The 22,511-nt window shown below is 72.3% G+C and carries 21 protein-coding genes; 14 read left to right on the top strand and 7 right to left on the bottom strand.

Translation table 11 applies throughout. The features are described from left to right. Positions 1–29 precede the first annotated feature (29 nt). Positions 30–749, bottom strand: coding sequence for a bifunctional DNA primase/polymerase (locus V2W30_RS17600; RefSeq protein ID WP_425244550.1), 720 nt, complete (start codon positions 747–749; stop codon positions 30–32). A 242-nt stretch (positions 750–991) separates the two neighbouring features. Between V2W30_RS17600 and V2W30_RS17595 the strand changes: the two genes are divergently transcribed. Together V2W30_RS17595 and V2W30_RS17590 are read left to right on the top strand one after the other, a co-directional pair. Then, positions 992–2,383 carry a transcriptional regulator gene (locus V2W30_RS17595; protein WP_338697694.1) on the top strand — a complete coding sequence of 464 codons (1,392 nt, stop codon included), beginning with the start codon at positions 992–994 and terminating at the stop codon, positions 2,381–2,383. Positions 2,384–2,580: 197 nt separating this feature from the next. Continuing rightward, positions 2,581–3,939, top strand: a complete 1,359-nt coding sequence (locus V2W30_RS17590; RefSeq protein ID WP_338703657.1) for a hypothetical protein — start codon at positions 2,581–2,583, stop codon at positions 3,937–3,939. A gap of 22 nt (positions 3,940–3,961) precedes the next feature. Here V2W30_RS17590 and V2W30_RS17585 read toward each other — a convergent pair whose 3' ends face one another. Next, positions 3,962–5,278, bottom strand: a complete 1,317-nt coding sequence (locus V2W30_RS17585; RefSeq protein ID WP_338697692.1) for an ABC transporter substrate-binding protein — start codon at positions 5,276–5,278, stop codon at positions 3,962–3,964. A 117-nt stretch (positions 5,279–5,395) separates the two neighbouring features. Here V2W30_RS17585 and V2W30_RS17580 point away from each other — a divergent pair, with 117 nt between their 5' ends. Together V2W30_RS17580 and purU are read left to right on the top strand one after the other, a co-directional pair. Further along, a complete protein-coding gene (locus V2W30_RS17580) occupies positions 5,396–5,896 on the top strand; it encodes an SCO4402 family protein (protein ID WP_338697690.1) in 501 nt (166 codons plus the stop codon). An 85-nt stretch (positions 5,897–5,981) separates the two neighbouring features. After that, positions 5,982–6,860, top strand: a complete 879-nt coding sequence (gene purU, locus V2W30_RS17575) for a formyltetrahydrofolate deformylase (RefSeq protein ID WP_338697688.1) — start codon at positions 5,982–5,984, stop codon at positions 6,858–6,860. 43 nt (positions 6,861–6,903) lie between these two features. Here purU and V2W30_RS17570 read toward each other — a convergent pair whose 3' ends face one another. Both V2W30_RS17570 and V2W30_RS17565 read right to left on the bottom strand, forming a co-directional pair. After that, complete coding sequence (locus tag V2W30_RS17570) at positions 6,904–8,103, bottom strand: zf-HC2 domain-containing protein (protein WP_338703656.1); 1,200 nt, start codon at positions 8,101–8,103, stop codon at positions 6,904–6,906. An 88-nt stretch (positions 8,104–8,191) separates the two neighbouring features. Next, positions 8,192–8,764, bottom strand: a complete 573-nt coding sequence (locus V2W30_RS17565) for a sigma-70 family RNA polymerase sigma factor (RefSeq protein WP_338697686.1) — start codon at positions 8,762–8,764, stop codon at positions 8,192–8,194. A gap of 337 nt (positions 8,765–9,101) precedes the next feature. On the opposite strand from V2W30_RS17565, the gene V2W30_RS17560 reads away from it, so the two are divergent. Together V2W30_RS17560 and V2W30_RS17555 are read left to right on the top strand one after the other, a co-directional pair. Continuing rightward, complete coding sequence (locus V2W30_RS17560) at positions 9,102–9,476, top strand: STAS domain-containing protein (protein WP_338697684.1); 375 nt, start codon at positions 9,102–9,104, stop codon at positions 9,474–9,476. Between the two features lie 161 nt (positions 9,477–9,637). Next, entirely contained in the window at positions 9,638–10,135 is a 498-nt protein-coding gene (locus tag V2W30_RS17555; protein WP_338697682.1) for an EF-hand domain-containing protein, read from the top strand. A gap of 27 nt (positions 10,136–10,162) precedes the next feature. Here V2W30_RS17555 and V2W30_RS17550 read toward each other — a convergent pair whose 3' ends face one another. Beyond that, on the bottom strand, positions 10,163–11,695 hold the full coding sequence (locus V2W30_RS17550; protein ID WP_338697680.1) for a class I adenylate-forming enzyme family protein: 1,533 nt from the start codon (positions 11,693–11,695) through the stop codon (positions 10,163–10,165). A gap of 162 nt (positions 11,696–11,857) precedes the next feature. Between V2W30_RS17550 and V2W30_RS17545 the strand changes: the two genes are divergently transcribed. From V2W30_RS17545 to V2W30_RS17530, 4 genes are all read left to right on the top strand, one after another. Continuing rightward, positions 11,858–13,051: an amidohydrolase family protein gene (locus tag V2W30_RS17545; RefSeq protein WP_338697678.1), complete on the top strand. Its 1,194-nt coding sequence runs from the start codon at positions 11,858–11,860 to the stop codon at positions 13,049–13,051. Positions 13,052–13,062: 11 nt separating this feature from the next. Then, a complete protein-coding gene (locus tag V2W30_RS17540; RefSeq protein ID WP_338697676.1) occupies positions 13,063–14,223 on the top strand; it encodes an acyl-CoA dehydrogenase family protein in 1,161 nt (386 codons plus the stop codon). A 2-nt stretch (positions 14,224–14,225) separates the two neighbouring features. Further along, positions 14,226–15,083, top strand: coding sequence for an acyl-CoA dehydrogenase family protein (locus V2W30_RS17535; protein ID WP_338697674.1), 858 nt, complete (start codon positions 14,226–14,228; stop codon positions 15,081–15,083). 432 nt (positions 15,084–15,515) lie between these two features. Then, the gene (locus V2W30_RS17530; RefSeq protein ID WP_338697672.1) at positions 15,516–16,034 is read left to right on the top strand and encodes an ATP-binding protein; all 519 of its coding nucleotides are present in this window, start codon (positions 15,516–15,518) and stop codon (positions 16,032–16,034) included. Positions 16,035–16,328: 294 nt separating this feature from the next. Here V2W30_RS17530 and V2W30_RS17525 read toward each other — a convergent pair whose 3' ends face one another. Beyond that, on the bottom strand, positions 16,329–17,255 hold the full coding sequence (locus V2W30_RS17525; protein ID WP_338697670.1) for a cyclase family protein: 927 nt from the start codon (positions 17,253–17,255) through the stop codon (positions 16,329–16,331). Between the two features lie 101 nt (positions 17,256–17,356). Here V2W30_RS17525 and V2W30_RS17520 point away from each other — a divergent pair, with 101 nt between their 5' ends. The 4 genes from V2W30_RS17520 to V2W30_RS17505 all read left to right on the top strand — a co-directional run bounded on the left by V2W30_RS17520 (position 17,357) and on the right by V2W30_RS17505 (position 21,403). Next, complete coding sequence (locus tag V2W30_RS17520; protein ID WP_338697668.1) at positions 17,357–18,271, top strand: SDR family oxidoreductase; 915 nt, start codon at positions 17,357–17,359, stop codon at positions 18,269–18,271. Positions 18,272–18,284: 13 nt separating this feature from the next. Next, complete coding sequence (locus V2W30_RS17515; protein ID WP_338697666.1) at positions 18,285–19,499, top strand: acyl-CoA dehydrogenase family protein; 1,215 nt, start codon at positions 18,285–18,287, stop codon at positions 19,497–19,499. Further along, complete coding sequence (locus V2W30_RS17510; RefSeq protein WP_338697664.1) at positions 19,496–20,545, top strand: Zn-dependent alcohol dehydrogenase; 1,050 nt, start codon at positions 19,496–19,498, stop codon at positions 20,543–20,545. Before V2W30_RS17515 ends, V2W30_RS17510 begins: the two co-directional genes overlap by 4 nt. Positions 20,546–20,758: 213 nt before the next feature. Then, positions 20,759–21,403, top strand: coding sequence for a SnoaL-like polyketide cyclase (locus V2W30_RS17505; RefSeq protein WP_338697662.1), 645 nt, complete (start codon positions 20,759–20,761; stop codon positions 21,401–21,403). Between the two features lie 33 nt (positions 21,404–21,436). Here V2W30_RS17505 and V2W30_RS17500 read toward each other — a convergent pair whose 3' ends face one another. Continuing rightward, positions 21,437–22,441 (bottom strand): GlxA family transcriptional regulator, encoded by a 1,005-nt coding sequence (locus V2W30_RS17500; protein WP_338697661.1) that lies wholly within the window; start codon positions 22,439–22,441, stop codon positions 21,437–21,439. Positions 22,442–22,511: the final 70 nt, after the last annotated feature.

The raw sequence follows: 22,511 nt of genomic DNA, 5'->3' as shown, positions 1-22,511 counted from the left end.
GTGGGCCGGGTGGCGACGGCGCGGAGGCGCTACTTGCGGTGGCCCTCACGCCCGCACGCGTACGCGAGCGGGGAGATCAGTTCCTCGGCGTCGGGCAGCCAGCGGTTCGCCGCGGTCGGGCGGCAGGCCCACTGGACGGCGCCCTGGCTGCCGAAGCGGGTCGGGGGAGCGGCGACGAAGCCGCCCTCGCCGAGCGCCACCAGGTCGAGGGAGGCCGGGGTCCAGCCCAGCTTCCGCACGAGGTCCGCGACCTTGAGGGTCGCACCGGGGAGCACGAAGAACTGCATGCGCCGGTCGGGCGTGCAGGTGACCGGGCCGAGGGTGAGCTCCATCCGCTCCATACGGGCCAGGGCGAGGAACCCGGCGGTCTCCGGCACGTCGATCGCGTCGAACGTCCGGCCCGTGGGGAGCAGGATCGACGCGTTGGGCTGCTTGGACCACAGGCGCCGGGCGACGGTGGCGCTGCCGGTCGCCTGCGTCGCCCAGTCGGGGCGCGCGGGGTGGGCGCCGGGAGCGGCGCACTGGACGTCGCCGCACGAGCAGCGCTGGACGCCCTCGTCGAACTCCAGCCAGGTGCCGGGGAACACGTCCCAGTGCCGTTCTTCCGCGTAGCGCACGGCCGTGTCGAGGAGGGATTCGCCGCGCTGTTGCGGGATCTGCCCGGCCGCGGTGACGGGGTTGACGGATGACGTGACGTCCGAGGTGCCTGCGATGGTCTCTTCCACGGAGTTCTCAACTCCCGCCGCCATCAGGGGTTACGGGCGCACGTGCGGGTGGGGCGGGAGCATCGTTCCCGCATGTGGGGCGCATGGGTGCATGGGCGGGGGCGCGCGGGCGAGGCGGCAGCGGGGTGTGGGTAGCTCCCCGTGTGGACGAGAGGGAGATCTCTGGGCGGGTTATGTGCTTCGTACCCGTTCGTGATGCATCTTCCGTTTGTCCGTAGGGCATTGATCCACCGATCACCGTCGACGCGCACAGCAGGGGGTACGCCATGGCCGCACGGCCACTCGTCGCGCGACAGCCCAACGAAAGGCTGCAAGCGCTCATCCAGGAAGCCGGCTGCTCGAACGCGGGCCTGGCCCGCCGGGTCAACATGTGTGGTGCGGAGCACGGCCTGGACCTGCGCTACGACAAGACGTCCGTGGCCCGCTGGCTGCGCGGGCAGCAACCGCGCGGCCGGGCGCCCGGCATCATCGCGGAGGCCCTCGGCCGCAAGCTCGGCCGCACGGTGACCATCGACGAGATCGGCATGGCCAACGGCAAGAACCTCGCCTCCGGGGTGGGGCTCCAGTTCTCGCCGACCGTGCTGGGCGCCATCGAGCAGGTGTGTGAGCTGTGGCGCAGCGACGTGGGGCGGCGGGACTTCCTCTCCGGTTCCTCCGTCGCCTCGTCCGCGCTCGTCGAGCCGAGCCGCGACTGGCTGATCTCCGTGCCGGACTCGCAGGTCGCGCGGAGCGCGGGGCCGCGGGTCGGGCCCTCCGACGTGGCGGCGGTGCGCGCGATGACGCAGGCGCTGACCGACCTCGACCACCAGTACGGCAGCGGTCATGTGCGGCCGGTCGTCGTGCACTACCTGAACAGCGTGGTGAGCGGGCTGCTCGCCGGTTCGTACCGGGAGGCCGTGGGGCGTGACCTGTTCGCCGCCGTCGCGCGGTTGACGGAGCTCGCCGGATACATGGCGGTCGACACCGGGCAGCCGGGCCTCGCGCAGCGCTACTACATCCAGGCACTCAGGCTCGCCCAGGCGGCGGGGGACCGCGGTTACGGCGGGTACGTCCTGGCCGCGTCGATGAGTCATCTCGCGGCGCAGCTCGGCAACCCGCGCGAGATCGCCCAGCTCGCCCGCGCGGCTCAGGAGGGGGCGCGCGGACGCGTGACGCCGCGCGCGGAGGCGATGTTCTACGCCGCCGAAGCGCGCGGCCACGCGCTCCTGGGGGACGCGCGGTCCGCACAGGCCGTCAGCGGCAAGGCCCTCGCCGCGATGGAGCAGGCCGAGGGCCGGTCCGGGTCCGGGGACGACCCGGTCTGGATCGCGCACTTCGACCACGCCTACCTGGCCGACGAACTCGCGCACTGCCACCGGGACTTGGGGCAGGCCCGGGACGCGGCACGGTGCGCGCAGGAGTCGCTCGACGGGCATCCGGAGTCGCGGGCGCGCCGCCGCGCCATCGGACTCGTCCTCCTCGCCACCGCGCAGGTGCAGCAGCGCGAGGTGGAACAGGCCTGTCACACGGGACTTCGGGCCGTGGAGCTCCTCGGCACCGTGCGCTCCAACCGCGGGGCGGAGTACCTGGACGACTTCAAGGAGCGCCTGGAGCCCTTCCGGGAGGAGCCGGTGGTACGGGAGTTCGGGGCGCGGGTGGAGTTGCAGGCGGCCGCGTAGGGAGGGAGGGGTTCAGGGGGATCTGTGTCACCAGGAGGTGCGTAGCACGGGCGTGCGGGAACCCGGTAGCGTGAGCCGACGATTCCGATGGTCCCCCCTACGTAGGAGTCCCGGTGACGCAGCAGAGCGGACAAGGCGGCCACAACGGCCACGGTGACGGTCCGCACCCGCAGGCTCGGCAGGCGCACGAAGGCGTCGTGCTGCCCGCCGACGGCTCGGAGCCCCTGTTGCCGGGCACGTTCGGTGACCAGGCGGGGCCCGCCGCGGCCGCTCCCTGGGGCCAGCCGTGGGGGCCCGAGTCCCAGCAGGCGCAGGCCGCGGGTCCGATGCCGACGTACGAGTGGGGCCAGCCCGCAGGCCAGCAGCAGCCCCCGCAGCAGCAACAGCAGCAGTATCAGCTTCAGCAGCCGCAGGCCCAGGCGCTGCCGCCGGAGCGCTCCGCGCCGCTGCCGCCCGCCTACGAGGGCACGTACGGGAACGGGTACGGAGCGGGCTACGACGGTGACGCCACCCAGTACATAGCCCCGGTCGCCGCCTCGCCGCTGCCGCCGGAGGCGCCCGCGGCCGACGCCACCCAGTTCCTGGGGCGGACCGTCGACCGGCCGCTGCCGGGCCCACTGCCCGACGCGGTGCCGGGCGGCGCCGGGGTCTCGGACAGCGACGCCACGCAGTACATACCGCCGGTGCCCGCGCAGCCGCAGGCCGCCGCCCCGTACGGCGTGCGTCCCGGCGGCCCGGAGGACCGGCAGCCGCCGGCCGAGTTCGACGCCCTGTTCCGTACGGAGCCGGAGGGCGGGGCCGCGGCCACGCAGCAGATGCCGCGCTTCGACCCGCACAGCCAGGGGCCGCAGGGGCCGCAGGGCCCGATGGTCCCGCCGGTGCAGCAGCACGCGTACGAGCCCGAGCCGCCGTCGCGCGGCAAGGCGCGCACCGGTTCGAAACTCCCGTTGATCGCCGCGATCGGCGTCGGCATCCTCATCGTCGGCATCGGCGCGGGCGCCCTGCTCGGCGGCGGCGGTGACGACGAGAAGAACACGGATGCCTCGAAGAACGTCTCGGCGACCGCCCCCGCCTCCGAGCAGGCCTCGCCGTCGGCCGACCCCGTCAAGGCGCAGGCGGTCGAGCTGGACAAGCTCCTCGCCGACTCCAACAACAGCCGCGACTCGGTCGTGCGGGCCGTCGCCAGCATCGGCTCCTGCAAGGACCTGCCGGCGTCCTCGACGAACCTGCGGAACGCGGCGAAGCAGCGCTCCGACCTCGTGACCCGGCTGAGCGGCCTGTCCGTGGACAAGCTCCCCGACCACGCCGCCCTGACCGACGCGCTCACCAAGGCGTGGCAGGCGTCGGCGTCGGCGGACAACCACTACGCCGCGTGGGGCGACCAGGTCGCGGGGAAGAAGGGGTGCCACAAGGGGCACGCCCGCCCCACGCCGGAGCGCAGGGCGGGCGACGCCGCGAGCGGCACGGCCTCCCAGCAGAAGGCGCGCGCCGCGAAGCTGTGGAACCAGATCGCCACGACGTACGGCCTGACCCAGCGCTCCGCCGTCCAGCTGTAGGGCGGCCGGGCGCCGGGGAGCGTCAGGGCGCCTCCGCCAGGGTGTTCGTCACGTCGACCATCCCCTTGCGGGTGGCGACGAGGCGGCCCTGCTCCACCTTCTGGAACGAGACCCGCGCGTTGACCAGGCGCGGGAAGTCGCCGGCCGCCGACATGTGGTCGTAGCCCCAGCGCAGCGACGGCGTGAGGCCGCCCGTGGTCACCTTCAGGCCCTTGTCCAGGGCGATCCGCACGGTGCGCGCGCTCACCTCGCCCTCGCCGAGGGACTCGACGACCTGCTTCAGGATCGTGTAGGCGATCCAGGTCGTCTGGACCCCGGTGTCCGCGGGGTCGATGCGGTTGTCGCCGAACGCCTGCTCCCTGATCACCTGGCGCATCGGCTTCCAGCGCGCGTCGTCCGCCGCCGGGTACCAGCCGGTCACGTACGCGCCCTCGTACGGGCTCTTCGCGCCGCCGGTGCGGTTGATCTCGGACTGGTCGACGCTGCCGAGGACGGACGCCGTGCGCACCGCCGGGTAGTCGGCGCGCATCCGCCGGAACGAGTCGAAGAACGTGTCCGTACGGTCGCCGAGCACGGCCACGACGCAGCCGTCGCCGGTGGGGTCGGCGCCCGCCGTGCCGAGCGCCTGCCGGGCCTGGCCCGAGTAGTCGGTGGCGTCCTCGGCGACGCGCAGGTCGGTGACGGCGGGGCGGTGCTCCAGGGCGAGGCCGGTGTTGAGCAGCGGCGACAGTTCGTCGCCCGCGATGGTGTCGGGGCGGACCAGGACGGTGCGGGCGCAGGGCTTGCCGAGCTGTTCGCCGTTGCCCGCGAGCAGCGCGGCCTGGCCGCCGTTGACCGGGTACGACAGCGGGCTGGTGAACTCCGCGTCGCTCGCCCCGTAGCCGCCGAGGTAGGGGACGCCGGCCGATTCCAGGGTGGAGAGGAAGGCGCGGCCGTGCTGGCTGTACGAGCCGACGACGGCGACGGCCCCCTGGTCGACGGCCGAGCGGGCGCACCTGGCGGCGGTCACGCTGTCGTTGTGGTCGTTGCAGGTCAGGACCCGGAGCGGGTGGCCTCCGATGCCGCCGTGGGCGTTGACCCAGCGCGCGTACGCCTGCGCCATGGCGGGCATGCCCGGCATGTTCGTGGCCTTGGTGTCGGCCGGGGCCCAGGTCATCACGGTGATCGGCTGATCCGCGGAGCCCGCCGTGGTGCCGGGTATCAGTCCGCACCCCGTGACCAGGGCCGCGCCCGTGACCAGGGCGGCCAGGGTGCGCGCGGTACGCACGGGGCGTGGGGGACTGGGGGTGAGCGCGGGAGTGGGGGCGTGCTCGTTCGGGGTGGGGCGCCGGCCGGTCATGGGCCTGCACGATTCCGCCGCATCCCGAACCGGCGTGTTACCCGTGGTCGACGCGTGGTGACGCGGAGGTGAATTACGGGGGTCGGTCGGGGAGTCGCGGCGCGGCACGTACGATCGATGACCGTGCAAAGCTCGGAGAAGTCTTCCCGCCGCGGCCGTCGCTCCACAAAGATGGGCGACATGCCACTCAACGACATGCCGTGGTGGCGCTGGCGCAGCAATGTGCGCTCCGCGCTGCACATGCTCTCCGACCCGTCCTTCCAGCGGGGCGTATGGCTCGCAGGGGTGGACGGCTACGGGGACGTGACCGACGCCGTGTACCGACTCGTCGAGGACACCTGGCTGGACAACTGGTCCGCCGAGAAGTACGTCGGGACGATCTTCCGGGACTCGCAGGAGGCCGCGCTCGTCGACACCGCCGTGCTGCGGGTGCTGCGGATCATGCACCAGGTCGGCCCCGACGCCCCCGTCTCCGCGTATCTGGACGACCCGGCGTGGGACGAGGCGGTGCGGGCGGCGCGCGACGCGCATGTGAGGCTCGCCACGAGCGACGGCGACGACCCCGACGCCGTGCCGCAGACCCTGGAGGTCCTGCGCATCATGACGCGGGCGGCCTGACGGCCGGTGCCCCGGGTCCGGTCCGCGTGGTCCGGCCCTCGGGACGGCGGACCGCCGGGGTCCGCGGTGTGCGAACCTTTTCTGCATGAATCCGCAGTCCGCCGCCGCTTCCGGTCCTGAGCAGTACGTCCTCACCCTCTCCTGCCCCGACAAGCAGGGCATCGTGCACGCCGTGTCGAGCTATCTCTTCATGACCGGCTGCAACATCGAGGACAGTCAGCAGTTCGGTGACCACGACACGGGACTGTTCTTCATGCGCGTCCACTTCAGCGCGGACGCCCCCGTCACCGTGGAGAAGCTGCGGGCCAGCTTCGCCGCGATCGGGGACTCGTTCCAGATGGACTGGCAGATCCACCGGGCCTCGGACCGGATGAAGGTCGTCCTGATGGTCAGCAAGTTCGGGCACTGCCTGAACGACCTGCTGTTCCGCGCGCGGATCGGCGCGCTGCCCGTCGACATCGCCGCGGTCGTCTCGAACCACACGGACTTCGCCGAGCTGGTCGCCTCGTACGACATCCCCTTCCGCCACATCCCGGTGACGAAGGAGACGAAGGCGCAGGCCGAGGCGCAGGTCCTGGAACTGGTCCGCGCCGAGGGCGTGGAGCTGGTCGTGCTCGCCCGGTACATGCAGGTGCTCTCGGACGACCTGTGCAAGCAGCTCAGCGGGCGGATCATCAACATCCACCACTCGTTCCTGCCGAGCTTCAAGGGCGCGAAGCCGTACCACCAGGCGCACGCGCGCGGGGTGAAGCTGATCGGCGCGACGGCGCACTATGTGACCGCCGACCTCGACGAGGGGCCGATCATCGAGCAGGAGGTCGAGCGGGTCGCGCACGACGTCACGCCGGACCAGCTGGTGGCGATCGGCCGCGACGTCGAGTGCCAGGCGCTGGCACGGGCCGTCAAGTGGCACGCGGAACGGCGCATCCTGCTGAACGGGCGCCGGACCGTCGTCTTCGCCTAGAACGGCCCGCGGATCGGGGCGCCCCCGCCGGGGGCGCCCTCCGCTACATCCGGCTCAGTGCCGCCGTCGCCGACAGGACGTCCCTGATCGCCTCGCGGTCACCGCCCTGGCCGGCGGCCGCCTCCTCCGGGGAGACATGCCCCGCGGCCAGCTGGCAGAACTCCACGCCGTCCAGCGCGACATGGGCCACCTCCCGCTCGGCGGAGCCCACCGCCGCGGGGGAGTCGAGCGAGATCAGCCACTCGCCGCCGCCCGCGCCCTCGACCTCCAGGCGCAGGCTGCGCCCCGGCGTACCGGCCGGGAGCAGCTCCCGGGCGGGGGCCGCGAGCCCGGCCCGGCGGCGCGCGGCGAGCGAGTCGGGGAGCATCCGGGCGGCGAGGTCGATCATCCGGTTCAGATGGCGCGGGGACGGAGCCTCGTACGGATAGTCCACCGCGTCCGCGATGTCCCCCGCGTGCACCCAGCACTCGAAGGCCCGGTCGACCATCGCGTCGCGCAGCGGCAGCTCGAAGTCCCCGTACGGGACCGGGAGCTGTCCCGAGCCCTCGCTGTCCGCCGGGTTCGAACCGGCGAAGGAGACCGTGCGGACCAGGGCGTGCGCCTGGTCGCGCCAGGGCACCCGGACCGCGCGGGTCGGCGGGAAGTAGGACGCCTTCCAGTACGCCTCCGTGCGCGCGTCCGGGCCGGGGTGCTCGGAGGAGCCCGGCGGGCCGAGCGGGTCGTCGAGTCCGAGGGCGCGGGCGATCATGCCGTCGACGCTCGTGAGGTGGGCGATCACCCCGGCGACGGTGGTCCTGCGGCTGACCTGCTCCTCGCCCGCGTACCAGCGCAGCCGCACCGGCGCGTGCCACTCCCCGTCGCCTATGTCCTTGAGCAGCGCGTCGAGGCGTGCGGTCTCCGCGTCGTACGGGAGGGCCCAGGCGGGCACGGGGATGCGGGCGGGGCGCCGGGTCAGGCAGCCTTCGAGGACGCGGGAGCGCAGCATCGGGTCGAGGTCCAGGGACTCCTCGGGGTGCAGCAGGAGCACGGCGTCGCGCAGCCGCAGCGCCTCCTCCGCGCAGGGGCCGCAGTGGCCCAGGTGGTCCTCGACGGCGGCGGTCTCCGCGGGCGAGCAGGCGGCGAGCGCCCACGCGCCGAGCAGCGACTTGAGGACCCGGTGCTCCAGAACGAGCGGCCGCTCGGGCTCGGGGAGATCGGGCAGCGGACGCTCACCTTCCTCGACGGAGGACCGCGGCAGCGGTATGCGGGCGCGCCCGCCGCGCCGCCGTTGTCGCGCGGGCCCTGCGGTCCGTCGCCGTACGGACCGAAGCGGTCCGGGCCGTTCGTGCCGCTCACGCCGGCCTCCCGTAGCCCGCGGGCGGCGAGCCGCTGTCGTGGGCCGTGGACAGCAGTTGCAGGCCGAGGCGGAGGCGGCGGCGCGCCTCGTCCTCGGTGACGCCGAGGTCGGCGGCGGTCTGGCGGTAGTCACGGCGCTGGAAGTAGGCCAGCTCCAGGGCGGCGCGCAGCGGTGCGGGCATCGACGTCACGATGTAGTCGGCGCGGGCCGCGGCGGACGCGCGGCGCACCTTGCGCTCCAGATCCTCCGTGGTGCCGAGGCCGGTGCGCACGAGCGCGGCGGACTCGGTCTGGCGCAGCCGCTGGACGGCCTGGCGGTGGGCGAGCGTGGCGACGAAGGAGCGCAGGGGGCCCTGCTTGGGGTCGTACGCCTCGGGGTCCTCCCAGAGCTGGGTGAAGACCTCGCGGGTGATGCGGTCGGCCGCGTCCTCGTCGTCCAGGACGCGGTGGGCCAGGCCGTGCACCAAGGACGCGAAGCGGTCGTAGAGCTCCGCGAGCGCGGCGGCCTCGCCGTGCGCCAGGCGCTGCTGCATCCTCCGGTCCCAGCGGGACGGAGTGTCCTTGGGCATGAGGCCCCCTCACCCACCGACTGCCCGAACTACTTGCTGTGTACTCGAATGTAGTCGGCGGCGGCGACAGCGCACGACCCTTTGCCGTACAGAGGGTTGCTGTTTTCGCTTTGCTTCGAATGTGACCGGCTCGGTCTTATTCAGGCCATATGTGATAGGTGTGCCCGAGGGCAACGGCGTTTCATCGGACTGCGGCCGGGCAGCCGCACTCGGAGGAAACGTAAGGACAGGTTCCGGATAGAACAGGTTCCGGACGGACGGGAACTGCTGCACGAGAACTGCTGCACGAAGACTTCTCGTCAGGACCGTCGAGACCGTCGAGCGAGAGGCGTGGCGCGTGGCGCTCAAGGTGACCGGGGGAGTGAAGGGCGACTGGGCCGTCGTGCGGGTGTCGGGCGAGATGGACCTCGTGACGTCCCCCGCGCTGCGGCAGGAGGTGCACGACGCGGTCGCCGACGGACGCCACAGCCTGGTCCTCGATCTGTCCGACGTCCTGTTCTGCGACTCCAGCGGCGTCGGCGTGCTGATCGCGGCCCGCCGCCTGATCCGCTCCTGCCAAGGCCGGCTGCGCCTGATCCTGCCCGCGCAGGGCGCGGTCGACGGCTCCCACGTGAACCGCGTCCTCGGCGCGCTGGGCGTGCGGCGCCTCTTCGACGTGTACCCGGACGTGGCGGCGGCGCTCGACGACGGAGCCGAGCCGATGTCGGCATAGCGGAGCGGCACAGCCGCAGGGCATAGCGCGTTGGCACGGTGTTGTCCCGGATTTCTCCTGGTCCTGCCACAACCGGCTCACTTCCGGTTCCGCGCGCCCCTGTTCGACGTACGCTCCCAGGCGTACCACCCACCGACCAATGCGAGAGGCGGCCCCAGAGCATGGACGAGCGGAGGATCGCGAGCCGTTTCGCCGGCTTCGACCAGGACGGCAACGGCTACATCGACCGCGAGGACTTCTACAGCGCGGCGAAGGCACTGCTCGCCGAGTTCGGTGTCCCGGCCCGCTCCGAGCGGGGCCAGGCGCTGTACGCGGGCGCCGAGGCGTTCTGGCAGGGCATGGCCGGGATCGCGGACGTCGACGGCGACCAGCGGGTGACCCGGGAGGAGTTCGTGACCGGGGCCGTGAAGCGGCTGCGGGACAGCCCGGAGCGGTTCGCCGAGATCGCGCGGCCGTTCCTGCGCGCCGCGATGGCGGTGGCGGGCCCCGAGGGCCCCGGCGTCGGCACGGACACCGCGCAGCGGGTGCTGCGCGTGCTCGGGGTCGCCCCGGAGCTCGCCGAGGGGGCCGTCGCGGCGCTCGACGCGGACGGCGACGGCCGGATCTCGGAGGACGAGGCGGTGCGGGGCTTCGCCCTGTACTTCACCGTGCCGGAGTGAGGGACCGGGGGGCGGCCGTCGTGCCCCTCACGCGTACCGCTCCCGCAGTTTGTACTTCAGGACCTTGCGGAGCGTGTCGTTGCGGGGGAGCGCGTCGAGGATCTCCAGCTGTTCGGGGAGCTTGAAGGTCGACAGGCCCTGCTCGCGCAGATGGGCGGTGACCTCGGGCAGCGTCAACTCGGCTGCCCCGTCGCACAGTTCGAGGACCGCGCAGACCCGCTCCCCGCGCTCCGCGTCCGGGAGGCCGATCACCGCCGCGTCCTGGATCGCGGGGTGTCCGTGCAGGAGGTCCTCGATCTCCTTCGCGGAGATGTTCTCGCCCTTGCGGATGATGATGTCCTTGGCCCGGCCGGTCAGCACGAGATGGCCGGTGGGCAGGACGTGGCCGAGGTCGCCGGTGATCAGGAAGCCGTCCGCGTCGAAGGCCTGCGCGGTCTGCGTCGGGTCCAGGTAGCCCTGGCAGACGGCCTCACCGCGCAGGCGGACCTCGCCGTCGACGCCCGGCGGGACCTGCTTGCCGTCCGCGTCGACGACACGGATCTCCATGCCCTCCGGCGGGCGGCCCTCCGCCGTCGCGAGCATGTCGGACGTGTCGTCCGGCGCGCCCATCGTGATCATCGGGACCTCGGTCATGCCGTAGCCGTGGGTGAGCTGGACGCCCTCCATCTCGCGGACCACGGCGTGGTAGATCTCCGGGGGTTTCGGGGCGCCGCCGCCCGCGAGCAGGCGCAGGGTCGGGATCACCTTCCGGGACGGGTCCTTGCGTTGCTCCGTCAGGAACATCGAGTAGAAGGCCGTCGAGCCGCCCGCGACCGTCACGCCGTGCCGCCGGTACTCGTCGAGCGCGTCCGGCAGCGCGAAGTGCTCCAGCATCACCGCGGGGAAGCCGTACAGGAGCAGCATCACCGTGTAGTCGGGGCCGGCGATGTGCGCGTACGGGAACGCCATCGAGCCCACGTCGGAGGCCGACAGGCGCAGGGCGTGGGCCAGGCACGAGCCGCCCGCGATCAGTGAACGGTCCGTGTGCAGGACGCCCTTGGGGTCGGAGGTCGTGCCGGACGTCCAGTAGATCCAGCGGACGTCCGTGCCGGAGGCGGGGGGCGCGGGCAGCGTCGACGGGTCGCCCTCCGGCAGGTCCTCGTACGCCTCGAAGACGCCCTTGGCGCCGAGCCGGCGTGCCATCTCCGTGTGGTCGAAGCCGCGCCAGACGCCCGGTGTCGCGAAGAACTCCGCCTTCGACTCCCGCAGCGCGAAGCCGACCTCGCGGTCGCGGTAGAAGGGGATGATCGGCGTCTGCGTCGCGCCGACGCGGGCCAGCGCGAAGGTGAGCAGCGCTGTCTCGATCCGGGTCGGCAGCTGCCAGGCCACCACCGTGCCGGGACGGACGCCCTGCGCGTAGAGGCCCGCCGCCACGCGCTCGGCGCGGTCGCGCAACGCGCCGAAGGTCAGGGTCCGTTCGCCCTGGAGGAGGACCGGGCGGTCGGGGGTCAGGGCGGCGCGGCGTTCGACGAGTTCCCAGAGCGTGCGGGACGCGCCCAGGGCGTGTGCGGTGTCGGTCATGGCCTTGACCCCCAGGGAGATCGCAGAGATCCGCCGGCGCAGAGCTGACGGGTAGTCAGATGTGGCTCAGAGCGTAAGCCCGCACTTCTTGTCGGTCCAGAGGTGCGCGGCTAGCCTGGAATCTGACGGGTCATCAGATCTCAGTAGTCCTGAGGGGTATTCATGACGGAACTGCCGCGCATCGTCAGCGTCGACGACCACGTGATCGAACCGGCCCATCTCTTCGAGACCTGGCTGCCCGCCAAGTACCGCGAGCGCGGCCCGCGACCGCTCACCGCGGGAATCGGTGAACTCGCCTACGTGGCGGGGAAATACCAGATCACCATGGACCCGGACGGGCCACCGACCGACTGGTGGATCTACGAGGACCTGAAGTTCCCGTACAAGCGCAACATCGCCGCCGTCGGCTTCGACCGGGACGACATGACCCTGGAGGGCATCACCCGCGCCGAGATGCGGCGCGGCTGCTGGGACCCCAAGGCGCGGCTCGACGACATGGACCTCAACCACGTCGAGGCCAGCCTCTGCTTCCCGACCTTCCCGCGCTTCTGCGGGCAGACCTTCGCCGAGGCGCACGACAAGGAGGTCGCCCTGGCCTGCGTGCGCGCGTACAACGACTGGATGGTCGAGGAGTGGTGCGGGGACAGCGGCGGGCGGCTGATCCCGCTGTGCATCATCCCGCTGTGGGACATCGACCTCGCCGTCGCCGAGATCCGGCGCAACGCCGCCCGCGGCGTGCGGGCCGTCACCTTCTCGGAGATCCCCACCTACCTCGGACTCCCGTCGATCCACTCCGGGTACTGGGACCCGTTCTTCGCTGTGTGCCAGGAGACCGGGACCGTCGTCAACATGCACATCGGCAGCAGCTCCCAGATGCCCGCCGCCTCCCCCGACGCGCCGCCCGCCGTCCAGGCCTCGCTCAGCTTCAACAACGCCATGGCCTCGATGATGGACTTCCTGTTCAGCGGCGTGCTCGTGAAGTTCCCGACGCTCAAACTCGCCTACAGCGAGGGGCAGATGGGGTGGATCCCGTACGCCCTGGAGCGCGCCGACGACGTGTGGCAGGAGCACCGCGCCTGGGGCGGCGTGCGCGATCTGATCCCCGAGCCGCCGTCCACGTACTACTACCGGCAGATGTTCTGCTGCTTCTTCCGCGACAAGCACGGGATCGCGTCCCTCGACGTCGTCGGGCGGGACAACGCCACCTTCGAGACCGACTACCCGCACGTCGACTCGACGTTCCCGAACACCAAGGAGGTCGCGCTCGACCACGTGAAGGGGCTCGACGACGAGACGGTCTACAAGCTGATGCGCGGCAACGCCATCCGCATGCTCGATCTCGACCTGGACCGGTAGGGCCGCCGTCCATGGACCTCACGTACACCGAGGAGGAAGAGGCGTTCCGGGCACGGCTGCGGGAGTGGCTCGGCCGGGTGCTGCCCGCCCTGCCGCCCAAGCCGTCGCCCGCCGACTGGCCGGGGCGGCGCGCCTACGACACCGGCTGGCAGCGCAGGCTCTACGACGCCGGGTACGGGGACGTGCACTGGGGCGCCTCGCCGACCACCCGGCTGATCTTCCTGGAGGAGACGGAGCGGGCCGGGGCCCCGTACGTGGGGGCGAACTTCGTCGGGCTGCTGCACGCGGGCCCCACCATCGCCACCGAGGGCAGCCCGGAACAGCGCGAGCGCTGGCTGGAGCCGGTGCTGCGCGGCGACGAGGTGTGGTGCCAGGGGTTCAGCGAGCCGGACGCCGGGTCCGACCTCGCGGCGCTGCGCACGCGGGCGCGGCGCGAGGGCGACACGTACGTCGTCAGCGGGTCGAAGATCTGGACCTCGCACGCGGAGGTCGCCGACTGGTGCGAGCTGCTCGTGCGGACGACACCGGTGAGCGAGGCCACCCCCAAGCACCGGGGCATCACCTGGCTCGCCCTGCCGATGGACGCGCCGGGGATCACCGTGCGACCGCTGCGCACGCTCGCCGGGTCGACGGAGTTCGCCGAGATGTTCCTCGACGACGTACGGATCCCCGTGGCCAACCGGGTCGGCGCGGAGGACGACGGCTGGCGCGTGACGATGGTGACCCTGTCGTTCGAGCGCGGCACCGCCTTCGTCGGCGAGGTCGTCGCCTGCCGGCGCGTGCTCGGCGAACTGGCCGCCCACGCGCGCAAGAGCGGGCGCTGGGACGACGCCGTCCTCCGGCGCGAACTGGCGCTCCTCGCAGCCGAGTTCAGCGCACTGTGGCGGCTCACGCAGTGGAACGTGAGCGAGGCGCAGCACTCCGCGAGCGGCGTGCCGGGCGTCGGCGGATCCGTCTTCAAGCTGCGGTACTCGCACGCGCGGCAGCGGCTGTACGACGTCGCGGCCCGGGTCGCCGGCGGCGCGAGCGCCCTCGACGCCGGGCAGGAGTGGACCCTCGACCGGCTGTCGTCGCTGTCGTACACGATCGCCGCGGGCACGTCGCAGATCCAGCGCAACATCGTCGCCGAGCGGATCCTCGGACTGCCGAAGTCAGGGAAGGGGGGTCGCTGAGCGTGGACTTCCAACTGAGCGTGGAGCAGAAGGCGTTGCGGGCCGGGATACGGGAGGTGCTCGCCGGGCGGTTCGGGCGGGACGCGCTGCGCGGCGCCGTGGACCGGCCGGGCGTGGACCGGGGGCTGTGGCGAGAACTGGGCGGCGCGGGGCTGTTCTCGCTGTGCCTGGCGGAGGCGCGGGGTGGCGTCGGGCTCGGGCTCGCGGAGGCCGTCGTCGTCTTCGAGGAGTGCGGCCGGGCGCTGCTGCCGGGGCCGCTGGTCGCCACGTTCCTCGCGGCGGGCGAGGTGCCGGGCGCCGGGTCCGGGGACACGGTGGTGACCTCCCCGTACGGCGGACTCGTCCCGTGGCTCGACGCGGCGGACGTGGTGCGCGGCGATGTGGCGGGCGCCGAGCCGCTCGCGTCCGTCGACCCGCTCACCCCGCTGCACAAGCTGCCCGCGGCCGCCCCCGTGCCCCGGGAGGCCGCACTGCTGTACGCCGCCGAACAGCTCGGGTCGGCCGGACGCACGCTCGACATGGCCGTCCAACACGCCCGGGAGCGCGAGCAGTTCGGACAGCCCGTCGGAGCCTTCCAGGCCGTCAAACACCTCTGCGCCGACATGCTCGCGCGCGTCGAGGTGGCCCGCGCCGCCGTGTACGCCGCCGCCGTCACCGGGGACCCGGTCGAGGCGGCCGCCGCCAAACTCCTCGCCGACGAGGCGGCCGTCCAGGGCGCCCGCGACTGCCTCCAAGTGCACGGAGGCATGGGATTCACCTGGGAGGCCGACGTCCATCTGCATCTGAAGCGGGCCTGGCTGCGCGCCGAGTTGGGCGGATCCGCGCGGGACGCCGAGGAACTGCTCGCGGCCTCGCTGTGACGCCGGCGGGCCGGCTCTGAGGAAGGGTGCACGGACGGTGACTGTGTGTCGATATCGGGTTGTGTCCTTCGCGGGGCCCGTCACGGCGCGGAGTCGGCGTCCGGCTCCGCTACCTTGTGGCAGATGCGAGTGGTGCTGAACCCGAGCAAGGAAACCGGTGCGGCCTGTGAGGCGGCCCCGGAGCCGGGGATGCGCGCCGGTCGCCGTGCACGGCGGGTCGGCACGCCCGCCTGTTCGACCCCTCTGAAGACGCGTCGCACAGTATGGCGTACGCGTACTCCTTCGCGCTGGAATATGCCCGAAGCGCTTGTTGGGGTGACTGTACGTCAACCATGCTGTGCGGTACGGAGATCACGGTCCGTGATCCTCTTCAGTGGCCAGCATGGTCAGTGGCGCGAGGCGATGTGTCCGCCGGTTCGGATGGTGTGAGCGGTGCAGGTGCTTCAGGTTCAACTGAAGGTCGGAGCCGACCCCGCGGAGGTGGGGCGGGCTCGCAGGTGGGCGCGCTCGCGCCTCGCCGGGTCGGGGATAGAGGCCGACGAGCCGTTGGCCGAGACGCTGATCCTGATCGTGTCCGAGCTGGTCACCAACGCGGTGGTGCACACCGGCCGCCCCGCGGTCCTGCGGATGGTGCTGCCCGGCGTCCAGGAGCGCTGTCCCGGCACCGTGCGGGTGGAGGTGGCCGACGCCAGTACGCGCCCGCCGACGCCTCGGCACGCGGAGGGCGACGAGACCAACGGACGGGGTCTGGAACTCGTCGAGGGGCTCGCCGACCGCTGGGGCTGGTGCGCGGAGGACGCGGGCAAGACCATCTGGTGCGAGATCGACCGGAGCGCGGCCACCACGGGAGCCGGGTCCGGGTACGCGGACGCGACGCGTGAAGGCGCCGCGTACCGGAGCGTCACGTACGAGGGCGTCGCCTACGACGGTGTGGCCTTCGAGGCGGTGTGAGGCGCGGCGCCCCCGGCGCCTTCCCGGAGGACCCGGCGTGAATGCGCCGCGTTCACCCCTGCCCAATGCTTCAGTGCGCGCCGGAACAATAGGCACATGAACGGCAAATCCCCGGACGGGTGTTGACGCCGCGTGTCCGTTTGATCACGCTTGTGTTCAGCGATTCGCTGCGAGGGGACGTCGAGGGTCCTTGTGACGGGGGCCCTCGGCGAGTGTGGGTCGTCCTATGGTGCGGCTCCGCTGTCCCGGGGGTCGGGTGACGGGGCCTCGCCGTAGGCAGGTCGCACGCGGTGGCTACAGGATCGCCACCGGCGCGACCGGGGTGCCCGTGGCCCCCTGGAAGGGCTCGGGCATCGCCGAGAGCAGGAAGGAATAGCGCGACTCCTGTCCACAGGCTGTGGACAGGGATTCGAGATTCCAGTTCTGGCCCTGGAGCATGCCCATCTCCACCAGGTCGAGGGCGTGCACCGGCAGCCACAGATCCTCGATCTCCGGCGGGAAGATCTCGAAGGTCAGGGTGTCGTTGGCGACGGCCGCCACGTCGTGGGCGTGGAACCACTCCGGCGTACGGACCGACAGGCCCGGGGACGGATAGCCGTACGCGTGCTTGTCGCCCGCCAGGTACACCTGCACCTGTCCGGTGCGGACCAGGACGATGTCGCCCGCCCGCACCTCCACCCGCCCGAACTCGGCCGCCTCGTCCAGGTCTTCGGGGGTGACGGCGTGGTCGCCGGGGAGCCGGTCGAGGCCCTTGGCCGCCGCCACGTCGAGCAGGACGCCGCGCGAGACGATGTACGGGGCCTTGTCGATGCCGCTGAACTCCGAGCCGCCGTGCGCCGTGATGGTTGACGCCGGGCGGCCGTTGTAGAGCCGGCCAGAGTGCGAGACGTGGGTGAGCGCGTCCCAGTGGGTGGCGGCCTGGAGCCCCATCGTCACGGCGTCGTCGCTGCAGGCCACCGTCCCCGGGCCGAAGATCTCCTGGTTGATCTGGACCATGGTGTGCAGCGGATTGACCCGGCCCGGGATCATGCCGGACTGGACGCCGTCCTCCTTCAGGGGCAGCGCCAGCGGGACCCGGCGGCCCGTGCGGACCTCTCCGGCGGCCGCGCGCACGACCTCGTCGGTGACCAGGTTCAGGGTGCCGATCTCGTCGGCGTCCCCCCAACGCCCCCAGTTGTTCACGCGTTTGGCGATGTCATGGAACTCGGCGGGCAGGGGCATCGGGTCCTCCCGGGTCTTGTGTTCCGGTATCTGACGGGTCGTAGAATCCGCAGCAGAGTGAAATCTAACGGGTCGTCAGAAACCGCGGGAAGGGGCCGGGCGTGGGGAACTTCTTGGCAGGCAAGGTCGTCGCCGTGACGGGGGCGGGGCGCGGCATAGGCCGCGCGGTGGCGCTCGCGTGCGCCGCCGAGGGCGCGAAGGTCGTCGTCAACGACTACGGGGTGTCCATCGAGGGCGGCGAGCCCACCTCCGACGTGGCGCTCGGCGTCGTCAAGGAGATCGAGGCCGCGGGCGGCAGCGCGGTCGCCGTCGCCGACGACGTGTCCACCATGGCGGGCGGGCAGCGCGTCGTGGACACCGCCGTCGGCGAGTTCGGGCGGCTCGACGGGGTGGTGTGCGTCGCCGGGATCCTGCGTGAGCGGATGCTGTTCAACATGTCCGAGGACGAGTGGGACCCGGTCGTCGCCACCCATCTGAAGGGCACGTTCACCGTGTTCCGGGCCGCGTCCGCCGTCATGCGCAAGCAGGGCACCGGCACCCTGATCGGGTTCACCAGCGGGAATCACCAGGGGTCCGTCGCGCAGGCCAACTACAGCGCGGCCAAGGGCGGCATCATCTCGCTGGTGCGCAGCGCCGCCCTCGGACTGCACAAGTACGGGGTGACGGCCAACGCCGTGGCGCCCGTCGCCCGTACGCGGATGTCGGCCAACGTGCCGATGGAGCTCAAGGAGATCGGGGAGCCCGAGGACGTCGCCGCGCTCGTCGTCTACCTGCTCAGCGAGCGGGCCCGCGACGAGAAGATCACCGGGCAGGTCTACACGGTGGCCGGACCGAAGATCGCCGTCTGGGCGCAGCCGCGCGAACTGCGCGCCGGGTACGCGGAGGGCGGGGCCTGGACGCCGGAGCGGATCGCGGACTTCCTGCCGGGGACCGTCGGGACCGACCCCATGCCGATGCTGGCACGCCTGGAGGAGATGGCACGGGCCGCCGCGGCCAAGGAACGACCCAACGGCTGACAGGGGGCGCGGCGTGGAGTTCGGTTTCGGGGAGGACGACGAGGTCTTCCGGCGCGAGGCGCGGGAGTGGCTGGAGAAACATCTCGTCGGGCGGTTCGCGGGCGCCGTGGGGCGCGGCGGACCGGGCAGCGAGCACGAGGGCACGGCGGAACGGCGCGCCTGGGAGCGGGAGTTGGGCGAGGGCGGCTGGATCGGACTCGGCTGGGGCCGGGCCGGCTACGGCAACCGGGTCGCCACGCTCACCCAGCAGGTCGTCTGGGCCGAGGAGTACGCGCGGGTCAGGGCGCCGGGCCGCTCCGGGCACATCGGCGAGAACCTGCTGGCCCCGACCCTGCTCGCGTACGGGGACGAGGAGCAGCGGCGCCGCTTCCTGCCGCCGATCGCGCGCGGCGAGGAGTTGTGGTGCCAGGGGTACAGCGAGCCCGGCGCCGGGTCCGACCTCGCCTCGCTGCGCACGGCCGCCGAGCGGGACGGCGACGGGCACTGGCGGGTCACCGGGCAGAAGGTGTGGACGTCGCTCGCGCACGAGGCCGACTGGTGCTTCGTGCTCGCGCGCACCGAACCCGGCTCGCGCCGCCACCACGGCCTGTCGTTCCTGCTGGTGCCCATGGACCAGCCGGGGCGCGTCGACGTACGGCCGATCCGGCAGCTGACCGGGACCAGCGAGTTCAACGAGGTCTTCTTCGACGGGGCCCGCGCGGTGGGCGTCGTCGGCGGCGAGGGCAACGGATGGCGGGTCGCCATGGGGCTGCTCGCCTTCGAGCGCGGCGTGTCGACGCTCGCCCAGCAGATCGGGTTCGAGGAGGAACTGCGGGCCGTCGTGCGGGCCGCCGTCGGATCGGGGGCGGTGCGCGATCCGGTGATCGCGGACCGGATCGTACGGCTCTGGGCCGAGCTGCGGACCATGCGGTGGAACGCGCTGCGCACCCTCGGCGGCGCGCCGGACGCCGGGGCGCCGAGCGTCGCCAAGCTGCTCTGGGGCGGCTGGCACCAGCGGCTCGGCGAGCTGGCGCTGCGGGTGCGCGGGCCCGCGGCGGCCGTCGGGCCCGGCGACTGGACGGCCGACGCTCCGTACGAACTCGACGAACAGCAGCGGCTGTTCCTGTTCAGCCGGGCCGACACCGTCTACGGCGGCTCGGACGAGATCCAGCGCACCATCATCGCCGAGCGCGTGCTCGGTCTTCCGAAGGACCAGCCGAAGGATCAGCCGAGGGAGGCGTCGTCGTGAGGGGTGTTCTCTTCGACGGTCAACAGGCCGTCGTGGTCGATGACTTGGAGATACGTGAGCCGGGCCCGGGGGAGGTGCTCGTCTCGGTCGCGGCGGCCGGTCTGTGCCACAGCGACCTGTCGGTGATCGACGGGACGATCCCGTTCCCGCGGCCCGTGGTGCTCGGGCACGAGGGCGCCGGTGTGGTGGAGGAGGTCGGCGCCGGCGTGAGCCATGTGGTGCCCGGCGACCACGTCTCGCTGTCCACCCTCGCCAACTGCGGGGCCTGCGCGGAGTGCGACCGGGGCCGGCCGACCATGTGCCGCAAGGCGATCGGGATGCCGGGGCAGCCGTTCTCGCGCGGCGGCGACCCCGTCTACCAGTTCGCGTCGAACTCGGCGTTCGCCGAGCGCACCGTCGTGAAGGCCGTCCAGGCGGTGAAGATCCCGAAGGAGCTGCCGCTGACATCGGCCGCGCTGATCGGCTGCGGCGTCCTGACGGGCGTCGGCGCCGTGCTGAACCGGGCGCGGGTCGACCGGGGTGACTCCGTCGTCGTCATCGGCACCGGCGGCGTCGGCCTCAACGTGCTCCAAGGGGCCCGGATCGCGGGGGCGTTGAAGATCGTCGCCGTCGACGCGAACCCGGCGAAGGAGGAGGTGGCGCGGCGGTTCGGGGCGACCGAGTTCCTCACGGACGTCGGCGAGGTGCGCGGCGTGCTGCCCGAGGGGGCCGACCACGTCTTCGAGTGCGTGGGGCGGGTCGAGCTCGTGCGGGCCGCGATCGACCTGCTCGACCGGCACGGGCAGGCGGTGCTGCTCGGGATGCCCGCGGCCGACGCGGAGGCGTCGTTCGTGCCGGCCCAGCTCTTCCTGGACAAGTCGGTGCTCGGCTGCCGGTACGGCTCGTCGCGACCGCAGCGCGACATCAAGCTGTATGCCGATCTGTACGCGCGGGGCCGGCTGCTCCTGGACGAGCTGGTGACGCGGACGTATCCCGTGGAGGAGTTCGGCAAGGCGGTCGAGGACGCGGAGGCGGGGCGGGTGGCGCGGGGGGTGCTGACGTTCTGAGCGGAGCGTTCCGTTTCGGATGGCGTGCGGAGTGAGTGCGGCGCGTTAAGTGCCCGTAAAGAGTGGGGAGTTGGGGCTGTGGATTGAGTGCGGACGGGTTGTGTAGAAAGTGTGGCCGAATGAGTATGTCTCCGGTCGCCTTTCAGCATCTCAGCGACCGAACTTGTTCGGTACTGCTCGCTTCGTGCTCGTATCCCTGAAGGGTTCACTTTCATGCCGGAAGCAGCTCTGCCCCCGCTGTGGCTCCAGGGCCGGTCCGCGGTGATCGCCGCCGCGGACCCGTCCGACTGGCGGGAGGAGGCGCCCGACTACCACCTCTCGCACACGGACATGCCGGCCCAGCGCACCACCGAACACGCCCCCGGCTCGCTGGAGGCGATCGTCGAGGGCGTCGTGCAGGTCTTCGAGATGGAGGTCTCGCACAAGCACGACCCCGCGACCTGGGTCTCGATGGTCTCGGAGCGGTTCCGTACGAGGGCCAACGGCGGCCCGTGGGCGGACGCCGCGGACATCGTGGACCGCGGCAGTTACAACATCCTCATCGGCGACAGCGTCTTCTACGGCGACGAGACCTTCGAGTCCTCGCACGACGTCTTCCACACGGCCTTTCCCGGCGGCTTCTTCTGGGAGGTCACCGAGGTCCTGTCCGGGCCGCCGACCATCACCTTCAAGTGGCGCCACTGGGGCACCTTCGACGGCACGTACAAGGGCTTCGAGTCGACCGGCGAGAAGATCGAGATGTTCGGTGTGAGCGTCGCGAAGGTCAGCGACGACCTGCGGCTCCTGGAGGTCGAGCACTTCTACGACCCGAACGCGTTCCTCGGGAAGCTGACCGGGGGCTGCCCGGTCGCGCACTGACCTCCTCCCGTACGGGGGCCACGCGTACGGGAGTCACTCGCCCGGGAGGCGGCGGAACGTCGCCCGGTACGCCCGTGGCGTCACGCCGAGCGCCGTCTGGAGATGCTGCCGCATCGACTGGGCGGTGCCGAAACCGGCGTCATGGGCCACCTGGTCGATGGGCAGCGCCGAGGACTCCAGCAGGTGGCGGGCGCGCTCGACGCGCTGCCGGGTGAGCCACTGCCCCGGGCTGACGCCCACCTCCTCGCGGAAGCGGCGCGTGAAGGTGCGGACCGACATGGCCTCCTGCTCGGCCATGTCGCGCAGCTGGATCGGCTCGTGGAGGTGGCCGAGGGCCCAGGCGCGCGCGTTCATCGTGGTCGCCACCTGCGGTTCGGGGACCGGGCGTTGGATGTACTGGGCCTGGCCGCCGTCGCGGTGCGGCGGCACCACCGTGCGGCGGGCCACGTCGTTGGCGACGCCCGAGCCGTGGTCGCGGCGCACCAGGTGCAGGCAGAGGTCGATGCCGGCGGCGACGCCCGCCGACGTGAGCACGTCGCCGTCGTCGACGAACAGGACGTCGGCGTCGACCCGTACGGACGGGAACATCGCCTGGAAGGCGTCCGCGTCGGCCCAGTGCGTGGTGGCGGGCCGCCCGTCCAGGAGGCCCGCGGCGGCCAGGACCCAGCTGCCGGTGCAGATCGAGACCATGCGGGTGCCCGGCCGTACGTGCGCGAGCGCCGCGGCCAGCTCGGGGGTGAGCCGGCCCTCCTCGTGGACGGGGCCCAGTTCGTACGAGGCCGGGACGATCACCGTGTCCGCCGTCCCCAGGGCGTCCGGGCCGTGCCGGGTGATGATCGAGAAGTCCGCCTCGGCCTGGACGGGGCCGGAATCGTCCCGGACCGCGCAGGTGAGCACCTCGTACAGCGGTTCGCCGGTGGTGGGATGCCGGGCGCGGCCGAAGATCCGGTGCGGGATGCCGAGTTCGAACGGGATGACGCCGTCGAGGGCGAGCACGGCCACGCGGTGGCGGACGGAGTCGCTCGGGGATCCACTCATGGCCCGATCCTAACGAAGGCTGGCATTCAGGCCACTCGTTCGGCGGGCCCGGCTGCCCCAAGCTCTCTGA

Origin of the sequence: Streptomyces sp. Q6, from assembly GCF_036967205.1 — a bacterium.
Taxonomy (GTDB): Bacteria; Actinomycetota; Actinomycetes; order Streptomycetales; family Streptomycetaceae; genus Streptomyces; species Streptomyces citrinus.
Note: the sequence above shows the minus strand (reverse complement) of the source record. Positions and strands in the feature narration are given on the sequence as shown.